Raw genomic sequence first — 15,947 nt, forward strand, 5'->3', positions numbered from 1 at the left:
GCACCTCATGCCCAACCCCAACATCCAGTTCGCCTCGCCCGAAAAATACTGGGACGACGCCCAGGTCGGCGACGAGTGCACCAGCCCGTCCTATACCTTCACCGCCGCGCGCATTGATGCCTACGCCGAACTCACAGGCGACTTCACGCCCGTGCATGTGGATGAAGCCTACGCCAACGCCTCGCACTTTGGTTGCCGTGTTGCGCACGGCCTGATGGGACTGTCGGTTGCCGACGGCCTGAAAACCCAGTGCGAATACCGATTCCTGCCCGGCATGTCGCTGGGCTGGACCTGGGACTTCCTGCTGCCCATCAAGATCAATGACACGCTGCATGTGAAGTTTCGTGTGGCCAGCATGCGGCCCTCCAAAAGCAAACCGGGCTGGGGCATCGTGGTGCTGCCAGCCGAGCTGATCAACCAGGCCGGGCAGGTGGTGCAAAAGGGCGAGCACCGCCTGATGGTGCCGCGCCGGCCATCAGCCGAAAAATGATTTGCTATTAAAAACATAGCTGCTTGCGCTTGCTACACAAGGATGAACTCAGGTTTTTATGGATAAAACTACCCAGGCGCTGCCGCTGGCGGGCATCCGCGTTGTCGATTACAGCCATTTCCTGGCGGGGCCTTATTTGTCGCGCTGCCTGGCGGCCATGGGCGCAGACGTCATCAAGGTCGAGCGGCCAAAGGACGGGGATGCGGGACGCGCCCACGCTTACTTCATCAAGGGCCAGAGTGGTTATTTTTTGCAGCAGAACATGGGCAAGAAGGGCTTGTGCATCAACCTCAAGGATCCGCGCGGCCTGGAAATGATGCACAAGCTCACCGACACAGCTGACGTATTCGTCGAGAACTACCGCCCCGGCGCATTGAAAAAACTCGGCCTGGGCTACGACGAGCTGTCCCGGCGCAACCCTGGCCTGGTGTACTGCTCGATTTCCGCCTATGGCCATACCGGCCCGGACGCGCACCGTGCCGGCTTTGGCCTGATTGCCGAGGCCAAGAGCGGCATCATGGCCATGGTCGGTGAGCCCGGCAGCGCACCGCCGCTGCTGCGCGTTTCACTGGGCGACATGTACACCGGCATCCACGGCGTGGCGGCGGTATGTGCCGCGCTGCTGGGCCGCATCAAGTCGGGCAGGGGCCAGCATATTGACTTGTCCCTGTACGACTGCCTGGTGTCCATGCACGACTATGCGGTGCAGTGCTACACCCTCTCGGGCGGCAAGGAAATTCCGCAACAAACCGGGCACGACATGCCTCAAAGCACGTTGTACGGCGTGTTTGCCGCCAGCGACGGTTACCTCGTGATTGCCGCGCAGGTCGACGATGCCTGGAAGCGTTTTGCCCAGCTCATAGGCGGCGAAGCGCTGGCGCTTGACGCGCGCTTTCACAGCGCCGCAGGGCGCAACGAAAACCGTGCCGAAATACTCGCCCTGGCGAAAGCCTGGGTAACGGCCCGTACCGTGGCCGAATGCCTGGCCGCGCTGGACGCGATTGATGTGCCCAGCGCCAAAGTGCAGAACATCGAGGAAGTGCTGAATGACCCGCAAATTCAGGCGCGCAACATGGTGATTGAGCAGGACCACCCGGTACTGGGCAAGATCCGCCTGCCCAACCTGCCTTTCAGGTTTTCGGAGTGCGACACCTCGCCCGCCTGCGTTGCCCCCGGCATGGGCCAGCACAACCGCGAGATCGCCGCGAGCGTTGGTTATAGCGCTGCCGACATTGAGGCGATGGAGCGCGACGGCGTGCTGTATGCAGAGGTGCAGCCATGACCGACCGCTATGCCGTCATCGGCAACCCGATAGGGTTCAGCAAATCGCCGCTGATCCACGGCATGTTCGCGCAGGCTAGCGGGCAGGACATGGAATACACGGCCATCGAAGGGCCGCCGGGCGGATTCACCGGCGCCGTGGATGCCTTCCGCGCCCTGGGCGGCAAAGGCATGAACATTACCGCGCCATTCAAGCTCGACGCCTTTGCCTATGCCACCGAACGCTCGGAACGGGCGCAGCTCGCGGGGGCAGCCAATGCCATGAGGTTTGAAGGCACACGCGTGATTGCCGAAAACTTCGACGGCGTTGGCCTGGTGCGCGACGTCACGCACAACCTGGGCTGCCAGCTGCAAGGCAAACGCGTGCTGCTGCTGGGCGCCGGCGGAGCGGCCCGGGGGGCGTTGCTGCCGTTCCTGGCGCAGGCCCCGGCCGAACTGGTGATTGCCAACCGCACGGTTGCCAGGGCACTTGAACTGCAGGCGATGGGCGCTGCCCAGGCAAATGTCCGCGGCTGCGGCTATCCGGATCTGGCGGGGCAGACCTTTGACGTGGTGTTCAATGCCACCTCGGCAAGCCTTCGCGCAGAGCTGCCGCCGGTGCCGGCAAGCGTGTTCGCCCCCGGTTGCCTGGCCTACGAACTGGCATACGGCAAAGGGCTCACACCGTTTTTGCGCCTGGCGCAAAACGCGGGCACCCGGCGGCTGGCCGATGGCGTGGGCATGCTAGTAGAGCAGGCGGCCGAAGCCTTTGCGTGGTGGCGCGGCGTGCGGCCCGATACACGCGCTGCGATTGAACGCATCACCATTGCGCTGGTATGACATGACCTCATCCCGCCCCCTATACTCCGCGAATGGACGAAACAGTACATTCGCAGGCAGCTTCGGCCAGGGTGCGTGCGCGCAAAAGCAAGGCCCCGGCTGTGCAGACGGCCACGCGCACCAACGACCCGGCACGCACGATGGCCGGCATCCTCGAAGTGGCAACGGCCGAATTCGCGGAGAAGGGCCTGAGCGGCGCGCGCATCGACGAGATTGCGGCGGCCACCCGGACCAGCAAGCGCATGATCTATTACTACTTCGGCAGCAAGGAGGGGCTGTACCTCGCCGTGCTGGAGGAGTCGTACCGGCGCATGCGCAGCATCGAGGCGGAACTGCACCTGGAAGACCTGCTGCCGGAAGATGCGCTGCGCCGCCTGGTGGGCTTTACCTTCGACCATCACCACAGCAACCCGGGCTATATCCGGCTGGTGATGTCCGAGAACATGGAGCGCGGCAGCTACCTGGCGCAGAGCAAGATCATCCAGCAGCTCAATGTGCCGGCCATCGATGCCATCCGCAAGCTTTACGAGCGCGGCGTGGCCGCAGGCATATTTCGCACGGGCCTGGATCCGATCGACATCCATGCGTCGATTTCCGCGCTGACCTTCTTCAATGTCTCCAACCAGCACACCTTCGGGCTGATCTTCAAGAGCGACACGCAGTCAGGGCGCGCCATGACGGCGCGGCGCGACAGCATCATCGAAATGATCGTGCGCTTCGTGCGCAAATAGTCCGGATCCGCCGCCGGCTCTCCGTCGGGGTATACCGGGTTTTTACCGATTTGTTTAAAACTAACTAGTTCGTACATTATGGGTTAAGGCAATCCTCAACAGGCTTGGCGCTGGAGGGCCGCGCGCGCGGCCACGCATAAAAAGGAGACAACATGGACAAGTGGATAAACCGGTTTTGCCGGGTGCTGGACGGCGTGATTGCGCTGTTCCTGGCGCTGATGGTGGTGCTGGTGTTCGGCAACGTGGTGTTGCGCTATGGCTTCAACTCGGGCATCAATCTGTCAGAGGAGCTGTCCCGCTGGCTGTTCGTCTGGCTGACCTTTCTCGGTGCCGTGGTGGCGATCAACGAGCGCGGGCATCTGGGCACCGACATGCTGGTGGGGCGCCTGGGGGCCACGGGCAAGAAGATCTGCCTCGGCATCGGCTACCTGCTGATGATTTTTACCTGCTGGCTGATGTTCCGCGGTGCGTGGGAGCAGGTCAAGATCAACTGGACCACCACCAGTGCCGTGATGGAAGTGTCCATGAGCTGGTTCTACGGCGCGGGCATGGTCTTCGCCGTACTCGGCGGCCTTTTGCTGCTGCGGGACCTGGTCCGGCTGCTCAGCGGCAAGACCGGGGATAGCGATCTGATGATGATCAGGGAATCCGAAGACCAACCGCATGAAGGAGGTCCGGCATGACCATCGCTATATTCCTCGGATCGCTGCTGGCTGCCATGGCGCTGGGCATCCCGATCGCGTTCTCCCTGTTGCTGTGTGGTGCTGCATTGATGTGGCATCTCGACATGTTCGACGCGCAGATTCTGGCGCAAAACGTCGTGAACGGCGCCGACAGTTTTCCGCTGCTGGCCGTGCCCTTCTTCATGCTCGCCGGAGAAGTCATGAACGCGGGCGGCCTGTCGCGCCGCATCGTCAACCTCGCCATGGCCCTGGTCGGACACATCAAGGGCGGGCTGGGCTATGTCACGATCGTGGCGGCCGTCATCATGGCGGCGCTGTCGGGCTCCGCCGTGGCCGATGCGGCTGCGCTGGCGTCGCTTTTGCTGCCCATGATGGTGGCTGCCGGCCATGACAAGGCGCGCTCCGCAGGGCTGATCGCATCGGCGGGCATCATCGCGCCGGTCATCCCCCCCTCGATTGCCTTTGTCATTTTCGGCGTCGCCGCCAACGTATCAATTTCGAAGTTGTTCCTCGCCGGCATCTTCCCGGGTGTCCTGCTCGGGCTGTCGCTGTGGCTGACCTGGTGGTGGCTGGTGCGCAAGGAGGCGGTGAAGGCCCCGCCGCGCAAGAGCCGTGCAGAAGTCCTGGTGGCGTTGAAGGAGTCGACCTGGGCGCTGGTGCTGCCGCTGATTGTGGTGTTCGGCCTGAAGTTCGGCATCTTCACGCCGACCGAGGCCGCCGTGGTTGCCGCGGTGTACGCAATACTGGTCTCCGTGCTCGTCTACAAGGAACTCACGCTCAGGAAGCTCTACCCGCTGTTCGTGGGCGCCGCCAAGACCAGCGCGATCGTGATGTTCCTGGTGGCCGCCGCCATGGTGTCGGCCTGGCTGATCACCGTGGCGCAGATTCCGGGCCAGGTGGTTGCCCTGCTGCAGCCGCTTCTGGACAGCCCGCGGTTGCTGATGCTGGCCATCATGGTGCTGGTGATGGTGGTGGGAACCGCGCTGGACATGACTCCCACCATCTTGCTGCTGACGCCGGTGCTCATGCCGGTCGTCAAGGCCGCCGGTATTGACCCTGTGTACTTTGGCGTGCTGTTCATCATCAACAACGCCATCGGGCTGATCACCCCGCCGGTGGGCACGGTGCTGAACACGGTGGCCGGGGTGGGCAAGGTGAGCATGGACGAAGTCACCAAGGGCGTGTTGCCCTTCATGTGGGCCCAGTTCGCCATCATGTTCCTGATGGTGGCTTTTCCGCAAATCGTCATCATCCCGGCGCGCTGGTTCTACGGCGGCTGACAACTTTCCATGCTGCCGGGCGTGCTGGGTACGCCACGGCCGGCAGCCACGTCAAAGCGTACCGTGACACCTCATTCCATCCAAAAACCGGAGACAACCATGAAACGCCTCTTTATCAAATCCGTCCTCGCCACCGTCGCCCTGGCGGCCCTCGGCATGGCCTCGGCCCAGGACATCAAGGAACGCACCGTCAAGTTTGCTACGCAAAACCCGGACGGCCACCCGATTGTGATGGGCATGAAAAAATTCGCTGAAACCGTGACGGCAAAATCAGGCGGCAAGATCAAGGTCAACCTCTTCCCCGGCGGTGTGCTGGGCGGCGATGCACCGAACATCTCCGCGCTGCAAGGCGGTACGCTGGAAATGGTGGTGATGAATTCCGGCATCCTGGCCAGCCAGGCCAAGGAATTTGCCGTTTTCGATTTTCCATTCATGTTTGCCAGCTCGCAGGAAGCCGATGCCGTGGTGGATGGGCCTTTCGGGAAAATGATGCTCTCCAAACTCGATGCCAAAAGCATCCACGGGCTGGCTTATTGGGAACTCGGCTTTCGCAACATCACCAACAGCAAGCGCCCCATCACCAAGGTGGACGACATTGCCGGCCTGAAACTGCGCGTGATTCCCAATGCCATCAACATCGATTGGGTGACCGCCCTGGGCGCCAACCCGACGCCCATGGCTTTTCCCGAGGTCTATGCCGCGATGGAACAGAAAGCCATTGACGGCCATGAAAACCCGTTCACGGTCATCAACGCGAACAAGTTCTATGAAGTGCAAAAGTACCTGGCGGTGACCAACCACCAGTACAACCCACAAACCGTGATCGTCAGCAAAAAGCTGTGGGACACCCTGAGCAACGATGAGAAAAAAATCTTCTCGGACGCGGCCGCCGAAGCGGCCGTCTACCAGCGCAAGGCCTCGCGCGAACAGTCCGGTGCAGCACTCGAAAACCTGAAGAAGAACGGCATGCAGGTCAGCGAGTTCAGTCCCGCGGAGATGGCCAAATTTCGCGAGAAGATGAAGCCCGTGATCGAGAAGCACTCGGCCATCGTGGGTGCCGATGTGGTCGGCGCACTGCAGGCAGAGCTCGCCAAACTGCGCAAATAGGTTCACGCCCTGGCCGGCCCGGCGCACTGAAGCGCCGGGCCGGCCTGTTCTTCCATTCCGGTTCCAGGTATCTTCCTTCATGAGCAAAATCCGCATCGCAGTCGCAGGGGCCGGCTACATCGGCCTGGCCCACATGGCTGTGGCTCAAGAGAGTCCGACGTGCATCCTTTCGGCCGTTGTTGATCCTGCGCCGGCGGCAAAGGCTATCGCCGCCAGGGCGGGCGTTGCGCTGTACCCATCGCTGGATGAGCTGCTAAGCAAGAACCGTCCCGACGGCGTGATCCTTGCCACACCGAACCAGCTGCATGTGCCGCAGGCCCTGCAGTGCATCAGGGCCGGCGTGCCCATCCTGCTGGAAAAGCCCCTTGCACCCACGCTTGCTGAAGGTGAACAACTGGTCAGGGCGGTCGCAGAAACCGGCGCCAGGGTCCTGATCGGCCACCACCGTGCGCACAGCCCCATCATGGCCAAGGCGAAGGAAATCGTGGATTCGGGAAAACTCGGCAAGCTGGTCGCCGTGATGGGCAGTGCCACATTCTTCAAGCCTGACCGCTACTACGACGATGCACCCTGGCGCCGCGAAGTCGGCGGCGGCCCCATTTTGCTGAACATGATCCATGAGGTGCATAACCTGCGCATGCTCTGCGGTGACATTGTGGCGGTGCAGGCTTTCTCCTCGAACGCGACGCGCGGCTTTCCAGTGGAAGATACGGTGGCCATCAATCTGCGTTTTGCCAGCGGCGCGCTGGGCAGCTTCATGTTGTCGGATACCGCCGCCTGCGCGCGCAGCTGGGAGCAAACCTCCGAGGAAAACAAGGCCTACCCAAGCTACGGCGACGAAGACTGCTACGTGATTTCGGGCACCAACGGGAGCCTGTCAATTCCCACCATGCGCCTGAAAACCTACGCCAGGCCGGAAGACCGCTCCTGGTGGAAGCCATTTGACGAGAGCGTAGCCGGCGTGGTGCGCGACGATCCACTCAAGCATCAGCTGGAGCATTTCTGCGCTGTCATTCGCGGTGATGCGCCGCCGCTGGTCAGCGCCCGCGACGGCCTGCTGAACCTGCGCGTCACCGAGGCCATCGCCCAGGCCGCCCAAACCGGCCAGGTGATCGAGTTGCCCGTTTTTTAAGCAGCTCGACCCTCCCACACACAAATCAAACCACGACAAACAACGTCAACCACCAGGAAAGAAATCACCATGAAAGTGCTCATGCTTCACGGCATCAACCACAACATGTTCGGCAAACGCGACCCGGCGCAGTACGGCACCATCACGCTGGACGAAATCAACACCAGCCTGCAGGCTTTGGGCCGGGAGCTCGGCGCCGAGGTGGACCATTTCCAGACCAACAGCGAATGTGACATGTGCGAACGGATTCACCAGGCATTTACCGACAAGGTCGATGCCGTGCTGATCAACGCCGGCGCCTGGACGCATTACAGCTACGGCATCCGCGACGCGCTGGCCATCCTCACCGTGCCGGTTGTCGAGCTGCATATGTCCAACATCCATGCCCGCGAGCCTTTCCGCCATGTGTCGGTGTTCGCCGAAATCGTCAAGGGACAGATCTGCGGCTTTGGCGCAGACAGCTACCTTCTGGCCTTGCGCGCGGCCGTCTCCGCAGCCAACGCCGCAAAGAAGTAAAGCTCTCATGCTGATCAACGGCCATACCGAACTCATCGCCCACATCGGCTACCCGACGCATTCGTTCAAGGCGCCGATGATTTACAACCCCTACTTTGAGCAGGCAGGGGTGAACGCGGTGGTGGTGCCCATGAGCTGCCAGGCGGCGCACTACCCCGATTTCTTGCGCAGCGTGTTCAACCTGGAAAACGTCCGGGGCGCATTGATCACCATGCCGCACAAGGTCACGACAGTCGATTTACTGGACGAAGCCACATCCACGGTACGCATCGCCGGCGCCTGCAATGCCGTCAGACGCGACGCCAACGGCAAACTCGCGGGTGACATGTTTGATGGGGAAGGTTTTGTGCGCGGCGTGCAGCGCAAGGGGTTTGATCCGCGCGGCAAACGCGCACTCGTTGTCGGCAGCGGCGGTGTGGGTTCGGCCATTGCCGCGTCGCTTGCCAATGCCGGCGTGCGCGCACTGGCGCTTTGCGACGTCAATGCGGACTCGGCGCAAACCCTGGCCGGGCGGCTGCGTCAGCATTACGCGGCACTGGAACTTTCCACCGGCTCCAACGACCCGGCAGGATACGACCTCGTCGTCAATGCCACGCCCATGGGCATGAACGAAGGCGACCCTTTGCCCATGGATGTCTCGCGCATCGCCGCCTCCAGTTTTGTAGGCGAGGTGGTCATGAAGTCTGAAATGACCGCGTTTCTGGCGGCGGCCAAGGCGCGAGGTTGTACGGTGCAGGTGGGTTCGGACATGCTGTTTGAACAGATCCCGGCTTACCTGGAATTCTTTGGCCTGCCAACCACCACACCCGACGTATTGCGATCGGTGGCCCGGCTGAGTTATTAAGAAAGTGCAAGAGGACACCTAAAGGGCAGGTGCGCCGGACGTACTAAGCGCCAAGTGTTGGAATCAATGCTAAAAACGTCTGATTTCGGACGTTCATGGACATAATCCAGCATGGACAAACTCAAGCAGCTTGAATCCTTCGTGTCGGTGGCGACGCGCGGCAGCCTGACCGCTGCCGCGAACGCCGAAGGCGTGGCGCCTGCCATCATGGGGCGCCGGCTTGATGCCCTGGAAAGCCGCCTGGGTGTCAAGCTGCTGGTGCGCACTACCCGGCGCATCACGCTGACGCACGAAGGCAGCGCCTTCCTTGAAGATTGCCAGCGCCTCCTGAGTGATTTTGCCAACGCCGAAGCCAGCGTGTCGGCCGGCGGTGTCAAGGCAAGCGGGCACCTGCGCATCACCGCGCCCGCCGGCTTTGGCCGCCGCCATGTGGCGCCGCTGGTGACGCGCTTTCGCGAAGTGCATGCCGATGTCACGATCTCGCTGAACCTGAGCGACCGGGTGGTTGACCTGGCCGGCGAGGGCTTTGACTGCGCCGTGCGCGTGGGCGACATGCCGGATTCCTCGCTGGTCAGCGTTCGTATGGCCGACAACCGCCGCCTCTGCGTGGCCACGCCGGCCTACCTGGCCCGGCACGGCACGCCCCAGCACCCGGGCGAGCTGGCCAAATTTGACTGCCTGACGCTGTCCAGCGACGCTTCACAGACGCGGGGCTGGGCGTTCCGGGTCGAGGGTGAGGTCGTCCATCTCAAGCCCGGCGGGCCGCTCGACTGCTCGGACGGCCAGGTCCTGCATGACTGGTGCCTGGCAGGCTACGGCATTGCCTGGCGCAGCACCTGGGAAGTCGAGGCGGAAATCGCCGCCGGCCAGCTGGTGGCGGTGCTGGAAGATTTTGCCGCGCCGCCCAACGGCATTTACGCCGTGTTTCCACAGCGCAAGCATTTGCCCCTGCGCGTTCGCCTGTGGCTGGATTTTTTGAAGCATCATTACAGCCAACCCGAGTTCTGGTGCTCGTCGCCAGCCTCCACGTTTGCCACCACAACCAAGCCCTGACTGGAAGAAAGGATCCCGACGATGGTTCTCGAATCTCTTTTAGCCTATGCGCATCTGCTGGCGATTCTCACCATGGTGGTTTTTCTGGCGAGCGAGGCGGCGCTGTGCCGCAGCGAGTGGCTGAACGCCGCCGTGATCGAGAGGCTGGGCAAGATCGACATGGTCTACGGCATCTCCGCCGGCGCGGTGTTCCTGACCGGCCTGGCGCGCGTGTTTCTGGGCAGCAAGGGCGCAGCCTGGTACGCCCATAACCCCCTGCTGTACGTGAAGCTCGTCATGTTCCTGGCGATTGGGCTGATTTCCATCAAGCCGACCATGATGTTTTTGCGCTGGCGCCGCGAGTTGCGCGCCAGCGGTGCCCTGCCCGATGCCCTGGAAGTCAAAAAAGCCCGCCGGCTGGTGATGGTGCAGGCGCATATCCTGCCGTTCATTCCGCTGGCCGCTGTCTTCCTGGCCCGCGGCTTTGGTTAGGCGCACACCCGCGCTGCAGCCGGCGTCAGGCTGAAAACAGGCCACGCACCAGCCAGAAGGCGGTGCCCCACATCATCAGCGCCACCAGCAGGTCCATCGCGCGCCATATGGCCGGGGTGTTGAGCTTGCGCCCCACGCACCACAGCGCCAGGCCAAGACCGGTAAACCACAGCAAGGAACCTGTGACGGCTCCCAGGCCGAAAACGGCGTTGTCTGGCCGGGCATAAGCCAGCGACGCGGTACCGATGACCACGGCAGTGTCCAGCCAGGCGTGGGGGTTGAGCCACGACAGGGCCAGTGCCAGCCCGATGGCCTTGCGGCGCGGTATGGCCTCGGCAACGAAGGGGGCGCCATCGGCCGCCTGCGGCGCCGGCTGCACAAAGCGGCGCATCGCGTGCGTTCCGTACACCACCAGCACCAGCGCACCCGCGCCCGTCATGGCACCCACCAGTTTCTCGGACAGGCCGCCCAGCTGTGCGAGCCCCATCACACCCAGGCCGATGAGCGCCACATCAGTCAGCACGCAGACGGCAACCGTCAGCCAGAGGTGCTGGCGCAGCAGGCCCATGCGGATCACATGGGCGTTTTGTGGGCCTATGGCCATGATGAGCGAAAGGCTAAGGACCATGCCGGTCAGGAAAGCAGGGGTAGCGAGCGGATTCATGGTCACAAGTGTGTGCCAGAGCTCATAATAGTTAAACAGAGTTAACTAAAACTAGATTTAGTTAAATAATAATTGATACTAGCTACCCCGACTCAACACCATGCTGGACGCCCGACAACTTGAGGCCTTGGCCGCCGTGATCGAGCACGGCAGTTTCGGCGAAGCCGCCAAGGCCCTGAGCCTGACGCTGGCTGCCGTGTCCCTGCGCATCAAATCCCTTGAAAACACGCTGGGGCAGCGGCTCCTGGTACGCGGCAAACAGGTACGCGCCACGCCAGCCGGCCAGGCTTTGCTCGGGCACACCCGGCAGGTTCGCCTCATGGAAGGTGATCTGCTGGCCGGGCTGCAAGGCGGGGGAAAGGCCGCGCGCCTGCAAAGCCTCAGCGTGGCGGTGAACGCCGACTCCCTCAGCACATGGTTTTTGCCCGGCGTGGCCTCAGCCCTGCGCGCCCACGGCCTGCTGCTCGACGTCGTGGTGGACGATCAGGACCACACCCACGAAGCCCTGAAAAGCGGAGATGTCACGGGCTGCGTCACCACACTGGCGCAGGCCATGCGGGGCTGCGTGGCTGAACCGCTGGGCGTGATGCGTTACCGCTGCATGGCCTCGCCTGCGCTGGTGGCGCAGTGGAACGAGCCCGCGGCGGGTGGCAAGGCCGCACCGAACCGGCTGGCCCATCGCCTGCTGGCCAGTCCCGCCGTGATCTTCAACCGCAAGGACGCGCTGCAGGACACTTTTCTCGAACAGCATTTTGGACTGCGCGACGCGCTGTACCCGCGCCACTTTGTTCCGGCGGTGGACGCGTTCGAGCTTGCGCTGGAGCTTGGCATGGGCTGGGGCATGGTGCCCGACCTGTTGCTGGCCGCGCGCACCGGCAAGCCGCCGCTGCAGGAAGTGCTGCCGGGTTGCGCGGTCGATGTGCGGCTGTACTGGCAGCACTGGGCACGCGAACCCGCCGCGGCACAGCGATTGACGCAGGCGGTCAAGCAGGCGGCACAAGGGCAGTTGCTGCAGGTGTGACGGTGCGTTGTGAGCGAAAAGTGCCGTCTGCGCTTTGTGGATGAGCGCAAGCAGCTATTGAATTCATAGCATCGGCAGAGAATATTGGCGCAAAAAAGCCCGCCATGACATCCATGGCGGGCTGGTTTGGCTTGGTCCGACTGGCTTACTTGCTCAAGCACTCTTTCATGAAGGCTTTGCGCTCATCGCCTTTTTTACCCTTGGCGTCGGCGTTGCAGGTTTTCATTTTGGTTTGCTGCGTTGGCGCTTCTTTCTTGGCGCTCAGGCACTCTTTCATGAAAGCCTTGCGTTCATCGCCCTTCTTGCCTTCAGCATCCTTGTTGCAGGCGCCCATCTTGGTTTGCTGTGCGGTTTTGGCTGGAGCGTCCGCGGCGTGGGCCACCGGAGACAAGGCCATCGAGACGGCAAAAACGGCGGCGATCAGGGATAACAGCTTTTTCATGGGGGCTCCATTGGGTTGGGAAAACAGGTTTGAGTTCCGGCTGGAATTCCAACACATAACGCCGCGCCGGGCAAATTCGATGACCGGGTATCTGCGGGCCCCGGACGGCAGATGGCTTAACCGTAAAATCAGCCCATGCTCTCGATTAAAAAAGACCTGCTCGCGGCCCTGGCTGCGGGGCTGGAAGAACTTTCCCCCGGCGCAGGCGACAAAGCTGCCTTTGAATCCCCCAAGGTGGCGGCCCACGGCGATTTCGCCTGCACGGCTGCCATGCAACTGGCCAAGCCGCTCAAGCTCAACCCACGCCAGGTGGCGGAGAACCTGCGCACCGTCCTGCTCAAGGCCCCCGCCTTTGAGCGCTGGGTCGATGCGGTCGAGATCGCCGGCCCTGGTTTCATCAATATCCGCCTCAAGCCTGCCGCCAAGCAGGAGACCGTGCGCGAAGTGCTGGCCGCCGGCGCACAGTTCGGCGTGCAGCCGGCCGACCCGGCGCGCAAAATGATCGTCGAGTTCGTCTCGGCCAACCCGACCGGCCCCTTGCATGTCGGCCATGGCCGTCAGGCCGCGCTGGGTGATGCGATCTGCAACCTGTTCGCCACGCAGGGCGCGCAGGTCTGGCGCGAGTTCTATTACAACGATGCCGGCGTGCAGATCCAGACATTGGCCACCAGCACACAGGCACGCGCCAAGGGCATCAAACCCGGTGATCCCGGCTGGCCCGAGTCCGCCTACAACGGCGACTACATCGCCGATATTGCGGCTGATTTTCTGGCGAAAAAGACGGTCAGGTCGGACGACCGCGAATACACCGCTTCGGGCGACCTCAACGACATCGATTCCATTCGCCAGTTCGCCGTCGCCTACCTGCGCCATGAGCAGGACCTGGACCTCAAGGCGTTCTCAGTGAAGTTCGACAACTACTACCTGGAATCCAGCCTTTACAGCTCGGGCCGTGTCGACGCTACCGTGGTGAAATTAAAAGACGCCGGCAAAACCTATGAGCAGGACGGCGCGCTGTGGCTGAAGTCGACAGACTACGGCGACGACAAAGACCGCGTGATGAAAAAGAGCGACGGCAGCTATACCTACTTTGTGCCCGACGTGGCTTACCACCTGGCCAAATGGGAGCGCGGCTTCGGCAAGGCCATCAACATCCAGGGCATGGACCACCACGGCACCATTGCGCGCGTGCGCGCCGGACTGCAAGCCGCCGGCGAGGGCATCCCGCAGGGTTACCCTGACTACGTGCTGCACACCATGGTGCGCGTGATGCGCAATGGCGAAGAGGTCAAGATCTCCAAGCGCGCCGGCAGCTATGTCACCCTGCGTGACCTGATCGAGTGGACCAGTGCAGACGCCGTCCGTTTCTTTTTGCTCAGCCGCAAGCCCGACACCGAGTACATCTTCGACATCGACCTGGCGCTGGCAAAGAACAACGAAAACCCTGTGTACTACGTGCAGTACGCGCACGCGCGCATCTGCTCCATCCTGACCACCTGGGCGGGCCAGGGCGGCGACGAGGCCAGTTTGAAATCGGTTGATCTTTCGGCACTCAACAGTCCGCAAGCCCAGGCGCTGATGCTGCTGCTTGCCAAATATCCGGACATGCTGACCAACGCGGCTGACGGTTTTGCGCCACACGACGTGGCCTTTTACCTGCGTGAACTGGCGGCCAGCTATCACAGCTATTACGATGCCGAGCGCATCCTGGTGGACGACGAGGCCGTCAAGCTCGCACGCCTGGCGCTGGTCGCCGCGACAGCGCAGGTGTTGCACAATGGCCTGGCAGTGCTGGGTGTTAGCGCCCCGCGCAAGATGTAAGCAGTGGGACAGTGACAAAAATCATGCGGATTTTCGGGACAAGCAATGAACGTGGGCAAGGTATGAATACACAACGAGGCGGAACCCTGCTGGGTTTGATCATTGGCGCGCTGATCGGCCTGGGTGCAGCGCTGGCGGTGGCGGTCTACATCACCAAGGTGCCGGTCCCTTTCATGAACAAGAGCCAGGCGCGTAACCCCGACAGCGACGCGGCAGAGGCCAAGAAGAACAAGGACTGGAATCCGAACGCGCCGCTGGCCGGCAAGAACCAGCCCAAGCCGCCGCAGCCTCCGGCCGTGGTTGAAGTTCCCGGCGTTGCTGTGCCTGATCCGGCCACCACACCCAAGGCCGCCGCGTCAGCGCCGGCCAAAGTCGCCAAACCGGCGCCGGCCGATCCGCTGGGCGATCTGGCAAAGGCCAAGGTCGAAGGCCTTTCCTCTGGTCCGGGTGCCGATCCTTTCAGCTATTTCATCCAGGCCGGCGCCTTCCGCACGCCGGAAGATGCCGAACAGCAACGGGCCAAGCTGCTGCTGCTGGGCATGCAGGCGAAAGTAACGGAGCGCGAGCAGGCGGGACGCACTGTGTACCGCGTGCGCCTGGGCCCTTTCGACAAAAAGGAAGATGCGGACAAGGCCAAGGAGCGCCTGGACAATAACTCGATAGAAACCGCCCTGGTCAGGGTCCAGCGCTGACACTTTCACCGCCGACTGAACTTTTTCAGCGGGCGCTGTACCAACGTACACGAGTATTCCCGTCATTCAGGAGAAAAATTTGATGCAACGCCGTGAGTTTTCACTTTCAGCCGCCTCGGTGGCCGCCGCCACTTTGGGGGGCGCCACGCTGTCTACTACGGCGCAAGCCCAGGCCAGGGCTTTCAAGGAGGGCACCGATTACCTGACGCTGGACAAGCCCGTGGCGACCGAGGCCCCTGCGGGCCGGATTGAAGTCGTGGAATTCTTCTGGTACAGCTGCCCGCACTGCCACGCCTTTGAGCCCCAGCTCGAAGCCTGGATCAAGCAGCTGCCAAAAGACGTCGCGCTCAGGCGCGTGCCCGTGTCCTTCCGCCCGGACTTTGAACCCCAGCAACGCCTTTACTACGTGCTCGAAGCCATGGGCAAGGTCGAGGAACTGCATAAAAAGGTGTTTAACGCGATTCATGTAGAAAAACAGCCCCTCAACACCGCAGATGCTGTCGCCGTCTGGGCCGAAAAGCAAGGCCTCAACAAGGCCAAGTTCGTGGAGCTGTACAACTCCTTCTCGGTGACAACCAAGGCGCGCAAGGCCACGCAACTGCAGGATGCCTACAAGGTTGACGGTGTTCCCGCGCTGGGCATTGCCGGACGCTACTACACCACGGGCACCATGACGCAAACCATGGCGCGGGCGCTTCAGGTCACCGATTACCTGATTGGACAGTCCCGGAACGCCAAAAAATAAAACCGGGCAAAGCCGGGCCAACGCCAGGTTTTAAAAACCCGCCCCTGTAAACCCGCCCGTTGCCGGCGGGTTTTTTTATGGCTTTTTTGCCCCCTGCTTTTCCGGGGTAAGCCATTCCCGCAGCTTGCATGGCTACAATGGTCCAACCCCAAGCA

At 62.2% G+C, this 15,947-nt stretch carries 18 protein-coding genes; 16 read left to right on the forward strand and 2 right to left on the reverse strand.

What is annotated here, in order from left to right:
- Positions 1–7 precede the first annotated feature (7 nt).
- The 12 genes from AC1D0Z_RS01385 (at position 8) to AC1D0Z_RS01440 (ending at position 10,407) form a co-directional block, all read left to right on the forward strand.
- Positions 8–490 (forward strand): MaoC family dehydratase, encoded by a 483-nt coding sequence (locus AC1D0Z_RS01385; RefSeq protein ID WP_477656455.1) that lies wholly within the window; start codon positions 8–10, stop codon positions 488–490.
- A gap of 58 nt (positions 491–548) precedes the next feature.
- Entirely contained in the window at positions 549–1,772 is a 1,224-nt protein-coding gene (locus tag AC1D0Z_RS01390; protein WP_477656456.1) for a CaiB/BaiF CoA transferase family protein, read from the forward strand.
- Positions 1,769–2,590: a shikimate dehydrogenase gene (gene aroE, locus AC1D0Z_RS01395; protein ID WP_477656457.1), complete on the forward strand. Its 822-nt coding sequence runs from the start codon at positions 1,769–1,771 to the stop codon at positions 2,588–2,590. Before AC1D0Z_RS01390 ends, aroE begins: the two co-directional genes overlap by 4 nt.
- A gap of 32 nt (positions 2,591–2,622) precedes the next feature.
- Positions 2,623–3,321, forward strand: coding sequence for a TetR family transcriptional regulator (locus AC1D0Z_RS01400; RefSeq protein ID WP_477656458.1), 699 nt, complete (start codon positions 2,623–2,625; stop codon positions 3,319–3,321).
- A gap of 152 nt (positions 3,322–3,473) precedes the next feature.
- Positions 3,474–4,004, forward strand: coding sequence for a TRAP transporter small permease (locus tag AC1D0Z_RS01405; protein WP_477656459.1), 531 nt, complete (start codon positions 3,474–3,476; stop codon positions 4,002–4,004).
- Positions 4,001–5,284 (forward strand): TRAP transporter large permease subunit, encoded by a 1,284-nt coding sequence (locus AC1D0Z_RS01410; protein ID WP_477656460.1) that lies wholly within the window; start codon positions 4,001–4,003, stop codon positions 5,282–5,284. The genes AC1D0Z_RS01405 and AC1D0Z_RS01410 overlap by 4 nt, the downstream gene beginning before the upstream one ends.
- A 99-nt stretch (positions 5,285–5,383) precedes the next feature.
- Complete coding sequence (locus AC1D0Z_RS01415) at positions 5,384–6,391, forward strand: TRAP transporter substrate-binding protein (protein WP_477656461.1); 1,008 nt, start codon at positions 5,384–5,386, stop codon at positions 6,389–6,391.
- A 79-nt stretch (positions 6,392–6,470) separates the two neighbouring features.
- The gene (locus tag AC1D0Z_RS01420) at positions 6,471–7,523 is read left to right on the forward strand and encodes a Gfo/Idh/MocA family protein (protein WP_477656462.1); all 1,053 of its coding nucleotides are present in this window, start codon (positions 6,471–6,473) and stop codon (positions 7,521–7,523) included.
- Positions 7,524–7,592: 69 nt separating this feature from the next.
- A complete protein-coding gene (gene aroQ / locus AC1D0Z_RS01425) occupies positions 7,593–8,039 on the forward strand; it encodes a type II 3-dehydroquinate dehydratase (RefSeq protein WP_477656463.1) in 447 nt (148 codons plus the stop codon).
- A 10-nt stretch (positions 8,040–8,049) separates the two neighbouring features.
- Positions 8,050–8,883, forward strand: a complete 834-nt coding sequence (locus AC1D0Z_RS01430; RefSeq protein ID WP_477656495.1) for a shikimate dehydrogenase family protein — start codon at positions 8,050–8,052, stop codon at positions 8,881–8,883.
- A gap of 111 nt (positions 8,884–8,994) precedes the next feature.
- Positions 8,995–9,936 carry a LysR family transcriptional regulator gene (locus AC1D0Z_RS01435; RefSeq protein WP_477656464.1) on the forward strand — a complete coding sequence of 314 codons (942 nt, stop codon included), beginning with the start codon at positions 8,995–8,997 and terminating at the stop codon, positions 9,934–9,936.
- 21 nt (positions 9,937–9,957) lie between these two features.
- On the forward strand, positions 9,958–10,407 hold the full coding sequence (locus AC1D0Z_RS01440; protein ID WP_477656465.1) for a DUF2214 family protein: 450 nt from the start codon (positions 9,958–9,960) through the stop codon (positions 10,405–10,407).
- 25 nt (positions 10,408–10,432) lie between these two features.
- Here AC1D0Z_RS01440 and AC1D0Z_RS01445 read toward each other — a convergent pair whose 3' ends face one another.
- On the reverse strand, positions 10,433–11,071 hold the full coding sequence (locus AC1D0Z_RS01445) for a LysE/ArgO family amino acid transporter (RefSeq protein WP_477656466.1): 639 nt from the start codon (positions 11,069–11,071) through the stop codon (positions 10,433–10,435).
- A 100-nt stretch (positions 11,072–11,171) separates the two neighbouring features.
- On the opposite strand from AC1D0Z_RS01445, the gene AC1D0Z_RS01450 reads away from it, so the two are divergent.
- Positions 11,172–12,092, forward strand: a complete 921-nt coding sequence (locus tag AC1D0Z_RS01450; protein WP_477656467.1) for an HTH-type transcriptional regulator ArgP — start codon at positions 11,172–11,174, stop codon at positions 12,090–12,092.
- Between the two features lie 145 nt (positions 12,093–12,237).
- Here the strand turns inward: AC1D0Z_RS01450 and AC1D0Z_RS01455 are convergent, their stop codons facing one another.
- A complete protein-coding gene (locus AC1D0Z_RS01455) occupies positions 12,238–12,534 on the reverse strand; it encodes a PsiF family protein (protein ID WP_477656468.1) in 297 nt (98 codons plus the stop codon).
- A 135-nt stretch (positions 12,535–12,669) separates the two neighbouring features.
- Here AC1D0Z_RS01455 and argS point away from each other — a divergent pair, with 135 nt between their 5' ends.
- The 3 genes from argS to AC1D0Z_RS01470 all read left to right on the forward strand — a co-directional run bounded on the left by argS (position 12,670) and on the right by AC1D0Z_RS01470 (position 15,792).
- Positions 12,670–14,355: an arginine--tRNA ligase gene (gene argS / locus AC1D0Z_RS01460; protein ID WP_477656469.1), complete on the forward strand. Its 1,686-nt coding sequence runs from the start codon at positions 12,670–12,672 to the stop codon at positions 14,353–14,355.
- A gap of 62 nt (positions 14,356–14,417) precedes the next feature.
- Positions 14,418–15,047 (forward strand): SPOR domain-containing protein, encoded by a 630-nt coding sequence (locus AC1D0Z_RS01465; RefSeq protein ID WP_477656470.1) that lies wholly within the window; start codon positions 14,418–14,420, stop codon positions 15,045–15,047.
- 82 nt (positions 15,048–15,129) lie between these two features.
- Positions 15,130–15,792 (forward strand): thiol:disulfide interchange protein DsbA/DsbL, encoded by a 663-nt coding sequence (locus AC1D0Z_RS01470; RefSeq protein ID WP_477656471.1) that lies wholly within the window; start codon positions 15,130–15,132, stop codon positions 15,790–15,792.
- Positions 15,793–15,947: the final 155 nt, after the last annotated feature.

It is taken from the genome of Polaromonas sp. P1_E3, assembly GCF_056405935.1.